12 protein-coding genes are annotated in these 12,874 nt (G+C 54.4%); 10 read left to right on the top strand and 2 right to left on the bottom strand.

The genetic code is table 11. The features are described from left to right. Position 1: 1 nt before the first annotated feature. From U869_RS0120990 to U869_RS30160, 6 genes are all read left to right on the top strand, one after another. Entirely contained in the window at positions 2–2,569 is a 2,568-nt protein-coding gene (locus tag U869_RS0120990) for a fimbria/pilus outer membrane usher protein (RefSeq protein ID WP_025120524.1), read from the top strand. A 6-nt stretch (positions 2,570–2,575) separates the two neighbouring features. Next, positions 2,576–3,604, top strand: a complete 1,029-nt coding sequence (locus U869_RS0120985; protein ID WP_232785384.1) for a fimbrial protein — start codon at positions 2,576–2,578, stop codon at positions 3,602–3,604. 71 nt (positions 3,605–3,675) lie between these two features. Further along, the gene (locus tag U869_RS0120980) at positions 3,676–4,203 is read left to right on the top strand and encodes a fimbrial protein (RefSeq protein ID WP_051588652.1); all 528 of its coding nucleotides are present in this window, start codon (positions 3,676–3,678) and stop codon (positions 4,201–4,203) included. Between the two features lie 189 nt (positions 4,204–4,392). Beyond that, entirely contained in the window at positions 4,393–5,085 is a 693-nt protein-coding gene (locus tag U869_RS29600) for a response regulator transcription factor (RefSeq protein WP_025120527.1), read from the top strand. A 10-nt stretch (positions 5,086–5,095) separates the two neighbouring features. Next, a complete protein-coding gene (locus tag U869_RS0120970; RefSeq protein ID WP_025120528.1) occupies positions 5,096–5,797 on the top strand; it encodes a LuxR C-terminal-related transcriptional regulator in 702 nt (233 codons plus the stop codon). Beyond that, the gene (locus U869_RS30160) at positions 5,794–6,477 is read left to right on the top strand and encodes a LuxR C-terminal-related transcriptional regulator (RefSeq protein WP_025120529.1); all 684 of its coding nucleotides are present in this window, start codon (positions 5,794–5,796) and stop codon (positions 6,475–6,477) included. The genes U869_RS0120970 and U869_RS30160 overlap by 4 nt, the downstream gene beginning before the upstream one ends. Positions 6,478–6,526: 49 nt before the next feature. On the opposite strand, the gene nadC is transcribed toward U869_RS30160, so the two are convergent. Next, the gene (nadC, locus tag U869_RS0120960; protein ID WP_025120530.1) at positions 6,527–7,417 is read right to left on the bottom strand and encodes a carboxylating nicotinate-nucleotide diphosphorylase; all 891 of its coding nucleotides are present in this window, start codon (positions 7,415–7,417) and stop codon (positions 6,527–6,529) included. Between the two features lie 464 nt (positions 7,418–7,881). Here nadC and U869_RS0120955 point away from each other — a divergent pair, with 464 nt between their 5' ends. After that, entirely contained in the window at positions 7,882–8,244 is a 363-nt protein-coding gene (locus tag U869_RS0120955) for a hypothetical protein (RefSeq protein WP_025120531.1), read from the top strand. 353 nt (positions 8,245–8,597) lie between these two features. Then, a complete protein-coding gene (gene ampE, locus U869_RS0120950; RefSeq protein WP_025120532.1) occupies positions 8,598–9,452 on the top strand; it encodes a beta-lactamase regulator AmpE in 855 nt (284 codons plus the stop codon). A 37-nt stretch (positions 9,453–9,489) separates the two neighbouring features. Here the strand turns inward: ampE and hemL are convergent, their stop codons facing one another. Then, positions 9,490–10,779 (bottom strand): glutamate-1-semialdehyde 2,1-aminomutase, encoded by a 1,290-nt coding sequence (gene hemL, locus U869_RS0120945; protein ID WP_025120533.1) that lies wholly within the window; start codon positions 10,777–10,779, stop codon positions 9,490–9,492. Positions 10,780–10,952: 173 nt separating this feature from the next. Here hemL and clcA point away from each other — a divergent pair, with 173 nt between their 5' ends. Further along, positions 10,953–12,380: a H(+)/Cl(-) exchange transporter ClcA gene (gene clcA / locus U869_RS0120940; RefSeq protein WP_025120534.1), complete on the top strand. Its 1,428-nt coding sequence runs from the start codon at positions 10,953–10,955 to the stop codon at positions 12,378–12,380. An 89-nt stretch (positions 12,381–12,469) separates the two neighbouring features. After that, positions 12,470–12,814: an iron-sulfur cluster insertion protein ErpA gene (gene erpA / locus U869_RS0120935; protein WP_021179368.1), complete on the top strand. Its 345-nt coding sequence runs from the start codon at positions 12,470–12,472 to the stop codon at positions 12,812–12,814. The last annotated feature ends 60 nt before the right edge of the window (positions 12,815–12,874 follow it).

The following is a 12,874-nucleotide window of genomic DNA, read 5'->3' as shown; positions in this document are numbered from 1 at the left end:
GATGAATAACAATAAAAGCCAGGCCGGGCATTCGCCACGCATCAGCAGGCTGGCTTATTTGATTGCTACCCAGTTGGCATTGATGGGAACCCTATCCTTTAGCGTACAGGCGCGCGACTATTTCAACCCTGCACTGCTGCAAATGGATAACCCAAACCAGGGCGCGACAGATTTAACGGTTTTTGAAGAAGGCATAGGTCAGGCGCCGGGCACCTATCGCGTCGATATCTATCTTAATAACGAACAGCAGGACACACGGGATGTGACGTTCAGTATGCAAAAAGGGGCTGATGGCAAAGAGCATCTGCAACCTTGTCTGAGCGTAGAGCAACTTAATGCCTTGGGGGTGAAAACCGATTTATTCCCAGGGCTCGGTGATGCCAAGTCACAATGCGCCAACCTCAGTGCCATTCCCCAGGCCAGCGCCCAGTTCCGTTTCAGCGAACAGCAATTACTGATCAGTATTCCTCAGGCAGCCCTCTCACAGAAAGCACGTGGTTACGTTCCTGAAAGCCAGTGGGATCAAGGTATCCCGGCATTGCTGCTCAACTATAGCATGAGCGGTGCCAATACTTATGCACGTAATGGCAATAGCCAAGACAGCAACAGCCAGTACGTCAACCTGCGGCCAGGTGTCAACATCGGGGCGTGGCGGTTGCGTAATTACACCACCTGGAGCCGAAGCAGTGACGGTCAGGATAAATGGGACACCATCTATACCTATGCCCAGCGTGACATTATCGCGCTGAAAAGTCAGATGACGCTGGGGGATAGCAGTTCGCCTTCGGACGTGTTCGACAGCGTACCGTTCCGTGGTGGGCAGTTGGCCTCGGACGACGAAATGATACCGGACAGCCTGAAGGGCTATGCGCCAACGGTTCGGGGTATTGCTCGAACCAATGCGCAGGTGATTATCCGCCAGAACGGCTACGTGATTTACCAGACCTACGTGGCGCCAGGTGCCTTTGAAATCAATGATATGTTCCCTACCGGGGGCAGCGGTGACCTGATGGTGACCATCAGGGAAGCTGACGGTAGCCAACAGCAGATGGTGGTGCCGTTTGCCTCGCTGCCAGTGCTGCAGCGTCAAGGTCGTTTGAAGTACTCGGTCACCAGCGGGCAGTACCGTTCTTATGACAACAGCATAGACAAGACCCTGTTCAGCCAGGGCACGGCGATTTATGGTCTGTCCAATGGCTTTACGGCCTACGGCGGTGGCCAGTTTGCCAGCAAGTACCAGTCAGTGGCCTTGGGGCTGGGCAAGAACATGGGTGACATCGGTGCCATCTCGGCAGACGTGACCCAGGCATGGTCTACGATGCAAGACCAACCTAAAACCGATGGCCAGTCATGGCGAGTTCGTTACAGCAAGAACCTCGTCCAGACCGGTACCAACTTCTCGATTGCCGGTTACCGTTACTCAACCGCTGGCTATTACAGTTTGCAGGAAGTATTGGACACCTACCGTGACGGTAGTAGTTACCGGCTTATCGACCGCAGGCGCAACCGCAGTGAGTTGACCATTAGCCAGAACTTGGGAGATGCGGCGGGAACCCTGTCATTAAACTGGGTCAGCGAAGACTACTGGAACAGCGATCGTACCTTGCGTTCGATTGGTGCCGGCTATAACAACAGCTGGAACGGTATCAGCTACGGGTTGAGCTACAGCTATAACGAAAATTCGACGGCCAGTGGCAACAGCAGTGGCGCCGTTTATGACCGCGATCAGATCTTTGCGCTTAACGTCAGCATACCGCTGGATCGTTGGCTGAGCAGGACTTATGCCAGCTACAACCTGAACACCAGCCAGAAGGGTTCCACCAACAACTCCGTCGGCCTGAACGGCACGGCGTTAGCGGATAACAACCTGAGTTGGGGCGTACAGCAAAGCTATGGCAACAAAGGCATCGGTAACGGCGGCAACCTGAATGCCGACTATCGCGGTACCTATGGGGAAGTGTTGGCGGGTTATGCCTACGATCGCAATAGCCAGCGTCTGAACTACGGCCTGCAGGGCGGTATTGTGGCGCACCAGAACGGGGTGACCTTCGGCCAACCGTTGGGTGAAACCATTGCGCTGGTGAAAGCACCAGGAGCAGGTGGCACGGGCGTTAACAACCAGACCGGGGTTAAAACCGACTGGCGTGGCTATGCCATCGTGCCGTACGTCAGCCCTTATCGCAAGAATCAGGTGCAGTTGAATACCGAAACTATGGCGGATGACGTTGAGGTGGAGTTGACCTCTCAGAACGTGGTGCCAACCCGTGGCGCAGTGGTTCGAGCCAACTTCCAGGCCAACGTGGGTCAGCGAATACTGATGACGCTGTTACGCCAGGGCGGCGCACCGGTACCGTTCGGTGCCACGGTGAGCGATCCGGCGCAGAAAACAGCACAGGGCTTTATCGTCGGGGACGGTGGCCAGGTTTATCTGACCGGGATGGCAGACAGCGGCAGCCTGAATGTGAAGTGGGGCAGCGCTTCAGACCAACAGTGTCAGGTGAGTTACTCACTGACAAAACAGACAACGGAAAGTGCTGGCATTCAGATGCTGAATGCGCAGTGCCGGTAAGGAACGATGATGAAGTTAATCAGGTTAGTTAAATTAACATTGGGCGGCCTGCTGTGCCTGTTTTCCGTATCAAGCTTTGCGGCAACCGGGTGGTGTACCACGGTAGGCGGTACGAAGATATATAACTTCCCCTTTGTCAAACAGTACGACAATCCAGCGGACAACAAGGCTGGCATGTATTTTAATCGAACCTACCAGTGGAATTTAGCGGCGAATTACGCTGCCAACTGTGATTGTACCACCCCGGCTATAACCTACTATAAGGCAGTGGTACCGGGCAATCTGACAGCTACGCGGAACTTTGATGGATTAGAATTTCATTCATTAAATAAATATCTGGAAGTGGCTACTGAATTATGGATTGGAGGAAACAGGGGGGAACACGTAGCCACCCCATTCGACGACCAGGGCAATAAATTTGTCAGCGCCTGTTCGGGTGTAACCAACTGGATATCCGGTGCTAATGGCTATGTGTCTTTATACTTTACCCGGCCATTTGTGGGGCAGGTCGTCATCCCAAGCACTAAGATCCTGGACCTTTATGGCACAAAAGTCATGGGATCCTATGGCGGGATGCCGATGTCGTCTGTCTATATGAGCGGATCGGTAACGGTACCACAATCTTGTGAAGTTAATGCCGGGCAGGTCATTAATGTCAAGTTTGGCAATATCATGTCAAATGACATCAAGGATCCCGGTGAAATTGCCAAGGGGTTTACCCCCAAAGTCGTTGATATGACGCTGGCCTGTAACAATATTTCTAACGGTGTTGTCGTCAGCTTATCCTTTAGTGGTGAGCCATCGGGGGGGGACCCAACCGCATTGAAGACGGACAATAATGATATCGGGGTTCGGGTACGTGACGCGAACGGTAATATCGTGCCGCCGGTCAATGGAAATCTGCCTGTCACCTTCGACTATTCTTCACAAACTGGCACCAGCTCTATGAGTCTGGCACCGATGAACGTGACTGGCAATCCCCCGGCTATAGGGCAGTTTAATGCCGTGGCCACCATTAATGCAGAAATTAATTAAGTTTTTTTAACTCAAGGAAATCAGGCAGGAATTCCCTGCCTGAATATAGACGGGAACAGTAAGGAAACCTCATGAAAAAACAAACTCAACGTACGCTGCTCGCCTTGATTATTTTGGGTGCCGGTGTTCATCAGGTCGTGGCAGCTCCAACTCAAGTTAATATTACCGGTGTTGTGGTTGCTTCACCTTGTACCGTAGACACCACTAACTCAGATTTGAACGTCAATCTGGGGACCAGTATTCAGGCGAAGGACCTGGCGACGGCAGGCGACACTTCCACGGCGGTGCCATTCAAGCTGGTAGTGAAGGATTGTCCAACGACAACCACCAAGGTTACCGCAGCGTTTAGCGGTACGCCGGATGCTGCGGCTGGCGGGCGCTACGCGACAACCAGCGGTACGGGGATGGCAGGTAACGTGGCGGTAGAAGTGGCGCAAGAGGCGTCCCCTACTACCTTGCAAAATCCGGGATCCAGCATGGAAGCGACGGTGACAGGAAACTCGGCAACATTTTCACTGTTAGCCAGTGCCTATGCCAAAGATGCGGTTACACCAGGTAATATCGCTTCGGTAATGTCAGTCGACTTTACCTATAACTGATAAGCCAAATTAGTCATCGCAGTGGGTAATACGTGGTTAAGTTTGATGGTCTGTCTGTTTTTTTTGGCCGTTGAACATTAATCCCGAGCTGCGAATTGGTGAAGAGAGCCTGCGTATTGGCACCCAAGCCTATTTGAGGTGCCAATCATTATCAGGGCAAGCCGGGTCATTAATAAAGGAACTATGATCATGATGACATCAACCGTATGGAACAGCATTCCGCTACCGAAAATGCAGACGGCATGCCGCATAGATCGGCTATTGCTGATGGACGCTTGCCCGATAACCCGCGCCGGGATCTATTCCGCATTTCAGCCGCCGCAGTTTCAGGTCCTTGATTGTGTGCAGGTAGAGAAAGTGCGCGATCTGCCCGCTGCGATGCAGCAGGGCAAAGTGAACGTAGTGGTTACCGAACTCTGTGGCGAAGGTGAGTCGGTATTAGAGGGCCTGCGCATGATTGGCCATTTGCGCCAGTACTGGGAGCGGGTACCGCTTATCGTCGCTACCACCTTGCAGGAACCGCACCTGCTGGCACAGTTGAGAAATTTACGGGTCGGCGGTATTTACCTCAAGCAGGATCCCCTGTCATCACTGACACAAGGTGCACTCTGTGCGCTGGCGGGGTTGTCCAGCCTTAGCCCGTCAGCGGTGGCATTACTGGGCAGCGGCGCGCCGTCATTGTCATTAACCGGGCGTGAGATGGACGTACTGGAGTGCCTGTTTTCCGGTAGAACGGTGACCGAAACGGCACGGGTGTTGGCTCGGGATGTCCGCACCATCAGCACCCACAAACGTCGAGCGATGTATAAACTCGGCTTCCACAGTGATAGCGATCTCTACACTCGTGGAGATTATCTAGCGCGTAATGGATTACTGGTCTAGGAGTCGCCGTATGAAAACGTCCTTATCGGTCATAAAGCTGGCCGTCGTTGCCCCTTTACCTCCGCTGCAGGCCGGGGTAGCGCATTTTATTCAGAGTTTGGGCCCTTCCTCTCACTTTGTGGTGATGGTTTCTTCGCTTGAGCAGTTGCTGGCGCAATGGTCGCCGCCACAGATCGACCTGTTGGCGGTGGTGCTCAGTGGTTCGCCGCAGGAGATCGCCCACGATACGCAACAGTTGCTGCTGCTCTCTGAACGTGTTCCTACGCTGCATATCGTGGTATGTACCTATTGTCGGGACATGGCATTGTTAACCCTGCTAAATGCCAGGCCCCATATCAGCCTGCTTGCCCGCCAGGAGTCGCAGGAGCAGACACGCCGGGATATGGCGCTGGCGTTGACCGGTGCCAAGGTTTGTAGCCCAAGTCTGGCAAAGTACCTGCTGCCCAACGCCTCTCCAGCGCAAGAGCAAGACAATCTAGCGGTGCTGACGCAGGCAGAGCACAAGGTGCTGGAACATTTGCAGCAAGGGATGAGCGTTTCTGACGTTGCCGATTTGCTGCATCGCAGTGTCAAAACCATCAGCGCGCATAAGTGTAATAGCATGCGCAAGCTGGGGGTTCGCAACGATGCTGAACTGTTCCACCACTTGCGCAGTCTGGTCACCGACACGCCTCGTAGCATGCGGCATTATCCTTTGCAGGCCACAACGTGATAAGCCTGAAGCGAGACCGCGTGGTGGTAGTTTCACCGTGCTGTTTCTTTCAGGCAGGGATTTGGACATTACTCACCACCCACTCGCTATCGCGGGTCTGGCACTGCCAGAAGATCGCCGAGGCGCAGCGGTATCTGGCTGCACAGCCCGTTGATATGGTGGTTATGTCTTTGCACATCGGGCAGCAGGCGGACTTGTTGCTGGCTTTGCGCTTTATACAGCAGGTGCGTCTTTCTTTCCCCGGCGTCGTGCTGATGGTGACCTTGGATGTTCCCATTCCGTATCTGGTTACGCGGTTGTGCCGCTTGGGTGTGAGGCATATCCTGCGTCTGGGGCAACCGTTGGGCCTATGGCAGGCTCAGTTGCGTCAGATGTTGTTGGGTGAGGGTAGTCGGGTAGGCAGTGATTTACCGGGGTGCGATGAGGAAACGTTGTCCATGGCAGAGCGGCAGGTGGTGGAATACCTGATACAGGGAAAGACTCTGGCCGAAATTGCCGCTCTCACGAGTCGCAGTATCAAGACAATCTCGACACAGAAGGGCCAGGCGATGCACAAGCTGGGGATCCGCCACTACGCCCAACTGATCGCCGTACAAAGCATTTTTGTCGACAGTTGGCTGTCCCACGACCGAAGATCGGTGGCCGGAGGAGCGACTCCAAGACTTTGGTATTATTGGTAACTGGCAACCCCGCCTCTCAGCCGAAGCCGAAAGGCGGCTAGTAAGTGGATCAGCTAAAACGCATCGAGAGATCGAGCGCGGTAACGTGTTTGGTCAGTGCCCCAACGGAAATATAATCTACCCCGGTTTCGGCAAATTCGCGTAGGGTCCGATCGGTGACGTTACCGGAGACTTCCAACTGCGTACGTCCTTGGGCCAGGGCTACGGCTTCGCGCATCATCTCGACGCTGAAATTGTCCAGCATCACAATGTCAGCACCGGCATCCAATGCCTGTTGCAACTCATCCAACGATTCGACTTCCACCTCTACCGGCACATCCGCATGCAGCCAAAAGGCTTTCGCTACCGCGTTCTTGATCGAGCCAGCAGCAATAATATGGTTTTCCTTGATCAGGAATGCATCCGAAAGACCCAGACGGTGATTACTGCCACCGCCACACAGCACGGCATATTTCAGCGCAGTGCGCAGGCCGGGCAAAGTCTTACGGGTATCCAGCAGCCGGGTTTGCGTGCCTTGCAGCAGTTCGACATAGCGGTTTACCGCCGAGGCCACGCCAGACAGCGTTTGCACAAAGTTCAGCGCGGTACGTTCACCCGTCAGCAGGATGCGTGCCGAGCCACTCAGGTGGCATAGCGGTTGGTTGGGCACCAGTTTATCGCCATCTTCTACCAACCACTCGATCTTCACCTGTCCACCCAGCTGGATAAACACCTCTTCCAACCAGCGGCGGCCACAGAAGACGCCGGGTTCACGGGTGATCACCGTGGCTTTGGCCTGTTTATCGGCGGGTAACAGTTGTGCAGTGATATCGCGCTCGGCATCTACGGTGCCCCCCAGATCTTCGCTCAGCGCCTGGGCGACGGCGGCAGGGACATCATTGGCAATACGTTCGAGAAGCGCGGTACGGCGGCTGTCGGCACTGTAGCGACGTGTCGGCATAGCAAACTCCGGAAATGGACGGTAGGTCGGTGGATCCACATGCTACTCTGTTTTATAGCCCCGCGCCAGCCGCCAGTTCTACATAATATCAATAGGTTAGTGATGTTGTAAGCCCCTCATCCTAACCCTCTCCCACAGGGAGAGGGGACCGAATGTGCTACAGATTGACACTGTTCTGGCCGCGGCTCAGGACCGCTCCCTCTCCCAAAAACGGTGTTGATAGATCACAAAAAATGTAGGTCGGGAGAGGGTTGGGGGGAGGGGCTTGCAGATAAAATCATTCAGCCTCTCTCGAGCAGTGGGGCAAGTTGTTCTACCGCCAACACAACCGCATTGAATATCTCAACCTTTTGTTATTTGGCATACTGTTTATCCAGACAGTGTTCTGCTGGATAAATAAAATCATCAATAGAATTTTGCAATAACTTATAACTTACACCGCAGATGTATTACGAGGATTTACTATGAAAAAGCTACCGTTAAATGTGATCTATCGACTGTATAAAGCCGAGTTTGGCGACACCATTGATAATACTTATGTTCGTCTAACTGGCGGTTGGATGACCCATGATCGGCGTGATGTCGATGATAATGGGATGTTCCAGTTCAATCCTGTCTACCAGTTTGCATTTAAGGATTTATCCGATGGGGAATACTATCGGACAAGTCAAAGCCCTTCACGGGGTTCCAATCCCAATGACCCTAGTGGGGTGTATTATTATGAGCCGTTCACTAGGAATACCATTAATCCCTTCCCAGTGTATACTTGCCAATATTCAACAATTGAAGTGAGCGTGGCTGAGTATACGGAAGGGATTGAGCCTTAATATTATTTAAGGCCAATGGTGACGAACGTATTTTTTAACCTATAACGTTTTAATCATGGGCAGTCTGGCCTATATTCAGTGTTAATCAGATGCTGAATATAGGCCATTCACGCGTTATTTTAGGACTACTTTTGGGCAACTGAAAATAGTGTCCGTCAAGCTGATTTGTTGTACTGACTGACATCAACAGGCCGCGACTGCCGAGTACCGTGCCTGATGTGGCGGCGCAGGTAACAAATCTATTTATTATCAACGCATTAAATTCACTTCGCGGAAACATGCTACTCTGCTGCTGGCACTCGTACCACCGCAAGCATTATGCTGGGGAACAGACAGAAGGAGAGGATTAGCTAATGACGCTGTTTACGCTATTACTGGTTTTGGCGTGGGAACGCCTGTTTAAACTGGGTGAGCATTGGCAGTTGGATCATCGTTTAGAAGTGGTGTTTCAGCGGCTGCATCGGTTTTCTTTGGCACAGACCCTGGCGTTGACCCTGGTCTGGATGTTCGTCGTATGGGGCATCCTGTGGTTGGCGCAGGGCCTGTTCTTTGGCGTGGTGGCGTTACTGTTGTGGATTGTGATTGGCCTGCTGTGCGTTGGGGCCGGGATCAAGCGCAAACATTATCGGGCCTATTTGCAGGCCGCGCGGCAGGGCGATAGCCACGCCAGCGATCAGATGGCGGAAGAGTTGGCGCTGATCCACGGTTTACCGGTGGATTGCAGCGAGGAAGAACGCTTGCGTGAGCTGCAAAACGCCCTGTTGTGGACTAACTATCGTTACTATCTGGCTCCGCTGTTCTGGTTTGCGGTGTGCGGGCCCTATGGGCCAATCGCCCTGGCGGGCTATGCGTTTCTGCGTGCCTACCAAACCTGGTTGGCAAGGCACCATTCACCGTTGCAACGCTCGCAAACGGGGATCGATTTCCTGCTGCATGTGGCTGACTGGATCCCGGTTCGTCTGGCAGGGGTGGCCTATGCGCTGATCGGCCATGGTGAAAGGGCGCTGCCCGCGTGGTTTGCTTCGCTGGGGGATCGCCATACTTCGCAGTATCAGGTGTTGACGCGTCTGGCGCAGTTCTCTCTGGCCCGCGAACCGCATAACGATCCGGTGCAGACGCCGCGTGCGGCGGTGACTTTGGCGCGTAAGGTGACGATGATTGTGGTAGTGGTCGTGGCGATATTAACTATCTACGGCACCTTGCTCTGAGGATAACGGCGGGCGCAGAGTTGCGCCCGCCAGCAGATTACAGCTTGGCGAAGCAGCGGCGTGCGGCATCGATGGTGCGCTGAATATCTTCGTCGCTGTGTGCAACAGACATAAAGCCAGCCTCGAACGCCGACGGCGCCAGATAAACTCCCTCATCCAACATCAGATGGAAGAAGCGCTTGAAGCGCTCAACATCGCAAGCCATCACGTCTTGATAGCAGGTGACCGTCGGCGCGTCGGTAAAGAACAGCCCAAACATGCCGCCCACATGGTTGACGACAAACGGGATATTCTCCGCCTTGGCCGCTGCCAGCAGGCCTTCTGCCAGCTTGGTCGTCAGCTCGGTCAACGTCTGATGAATGCCAACCTGGGAAACCTCGGTCAGACAGGCGAAACCGGCGGCCATGGCAATCGGGTTGCCAGACAGCGTGCCAGCCTGATACACCGGCCCGGTAGGCGCCAGGGCAGCCATCACTTCACGGCGGCCACCGAAGGCCCCCACCGGCATACCGCCACCAATAATTTTGCCCAGACAGGTCAGGTCTGGCACCACATCGTAGTAAGACTGAGCACCGGCCAGTGCTACGCGGAAGCCGGTCATCACTTCGTCAATGATCAACAGCGCGCCATATTTTTCGCACAGGGCACGCAGGCCCGGCAAGAAGTCTGGCTGCGGTGGGATGCAGTTCATGTTGCCCGCGACAGGCTCAACGATGATACAGGCGATCTCTGAAGGGTACTGCTCGAACGCGGTACGTACGGAATCGAGATCGTTATAGGTACAGGTCAGCGTGTGCTTGGCGAAGTCTGCCGGCACACCCGGTGAGTTCGGCTGGCCCAGCGTCAGTGCACCGGAACCGGCTTTCACCAGCAGGCAGTCGGCGTGGCCGTGGTAGCAGCCTTCAAATTTGATGATTTTGTCACGGTTGGTGTAGCCGCGAGCCAAACGAATGGCGCTCATGGTCGCTTCGGTACCGGAGTTCACCATCCGTACCATATCCATCGTTGGCACCAGCGTGGTCACCAACTCGGCCATTTTCACTTCCATCTCGGTAGGTGCGCCGAAGCTCAGGCCGCGTTGTGCCGCCTCGATCACCGCATTGCGGATCGCCGGATGGTTATGGCCCAGCACCATCGGGCCCCAGGAACCGACATAATCGATATAGGCTTTACCATCGGCATCAAACAGATAGGCACCGTCAGCACGTTCGATAAACAGCGGGGTACCGCCTACACCGGTGAATGCACGCACTGGGGAGTTAACTCCGCCTGGGATCAGCTGTTGCGCCTGGGCGTACAGACTTTCGGACTTACTGTGTAAGCTCATAAACCGGCTCCTGGGTTGGTTTTTGAATGATTTGACCGCGCTATTCTAGAGGAGTGTACGCAGTTATGAAACGTTCACAGCTAGATACCTATTTAGGGGGGCGATAGGACAGCGACTGAGCTAGAATAATTAACATCTCGATTAATATGACTTTTCACTACGTAGAACCCAATATGACCGAATTACAGCAACAGCCTTCTATGACTCCAGGCCCGGGCCTGAGGCGTCGTGATAAAGTCCGCCTGCTTATGCGCCAGGATAAGACGCCGGTTGCCATCCTGCTGATGGCGGCGCTGGTGGGGACATTGGCGGGATTATTGGGCGTCGCTTTTGATAAAGCGGTGGATTGGGTGCAGCAGCAGCGGCTGTCGGGTCTGGCCTACGTGGCCAATTCCTGGATCCTGGTGTGGCCGCTGGCGTTTATTTTTTCCGGCATGCTGGCCGCGTTGGGATTTTATCTGGTCAAACGCTTTGCGCCAGAGGCGGGCGGTTCGGGGATCCCAGAGATAGAAGGGGCGCTGGAGGAGTTACGTCCGGTGCGCTGGTGGCGGGTTATCCCGGTGAAATTTATCGGTGGCATGGGGACGCTCGGTGCCGGCATGGTGCTGGGGCGTGAGGGGCCGACGGTGCAGATGGGGGCCAATGCCGGGCGCATGGTGCTGGATATTTTCCGCATGCGCAGTGCCGAGGCGCGCCATTCCATGTTAGCCACCGGTGCCGCTGCCGGGCTTTCCGCCGCATTTAACGCCCCCTTGGCGGGGATCCTGTTCGTTATCGAAGAGATGCGGCCACAGTTTCGCTACAACCTGATTTCCATTAAGGCAGTGTTTATCGGCGTGATTATGTCGAGCATTGTCTTTCGCATTTTCAACGGTGATAACCCACTGATCGAGGTGGGTAAACTCGCTTCGGCACCGCTTAATACGCTGTGGCTTTACCTGGTGTTGGGGGCGGTGTTTGGCGCGGTGGGGGTGATGTTTAACGCGCTGGTGTTTCGTACGCAGGATATGTTTGCCCGTTTCCATGGTGGCAAGATAGGCAAGTTCATGCTGATTGGTGCCCTGCTAGGGGGCGTCTGTGGGGTGCTTGGGTTGATCCAGCCAGCCGCAGCGGGCGGTGGTTCGGCCTTGATCCCGATCGCGGCGGCGGGCAATTACAGCGTCGGCATGCTGCTGTTTATCTTTATCGCCCGCGTGATCACCACGCTGCTATGTTTCGGTTCAGGTGCACCGGGTGGGATTTTTGCGCCGATGCTGGCCTTGGGAACCCTGCTGGGCACCTCTTATGGCCTGGCCTGCGGTCACCTGTTTCCTGAGTACGGCCTCGAGGCCGGTACCTTTGCTATTGCGGGCATGGGAGCGCTGTTTGCTGCTACCGTACGTGCACCGTTAACCGGTATTGTGCTGGTATTGGAGATGACCGATAACTATCAGCTGATTTTGCCAATGATTATCACCTGTCTGGGGGCGACTCTGGTGGCGCAGTTTATGGGCGGTAAGCCATTGTATTCCGCCATTTTAGCCCGCACATTAGCCAAGCAGCAGCTGGAACAGGCCGAGAAAACAGGTAAAGAGAATACAACAAATGCGGTGAATACTTGAACGCAACACTCAGGTATTAGATAATCAGCAACATTAATCGGGTCGCCGTAGCAGTAACCTGATGCGAAACACTGTTGGGAGTAACGAGTATGAGTGATGAAACAGCACTGCCCCTGCAATTTACCGAGGCAGCAGCAAGCAAGGTGAAGTTCCTGATTGCTGACGAAGAGAATCCAAACCTGAAGTTGCGGGTTTACATTACCGGTGGCGGCTGCAGTGGATTCCAGTACGGCTTCACCTTTGATGACAAGATCAACGACGGTGACATGACCATCGAGAAACAGGGCGTCGCGCTGGTGGTTGATCCGATGAGCCTGCAATATCTGGTGGGCGGCGCGGTGGATTACACCGAAGGGCTGGAAGGTTCACGCTTTATCGTGACTAACCCGAATGCTAAAACCACCTGCGGCTGCGGTTCTTCATTCAGTATTTGATCCGCCGTCGTTAACAGGCCCGCCTGCCTGCACGGTACGCGGGTTAATGAGATGGTCACC

It is taken from the genome of Serratia sp. H1w (assembly GCF_000633355.1).
In the GTDB taxonomy this organism is placed as follows: domain Bacteria; phylum Pseudomonadota; class Gammaproteobacteria; order Enterobacterales; family Enterobacteriaceae; genus Chania.
Note: the sequence above shows the minus strand (reverse complement) of the source record. Positions and strands in the feature narration are given on the sequence as shown.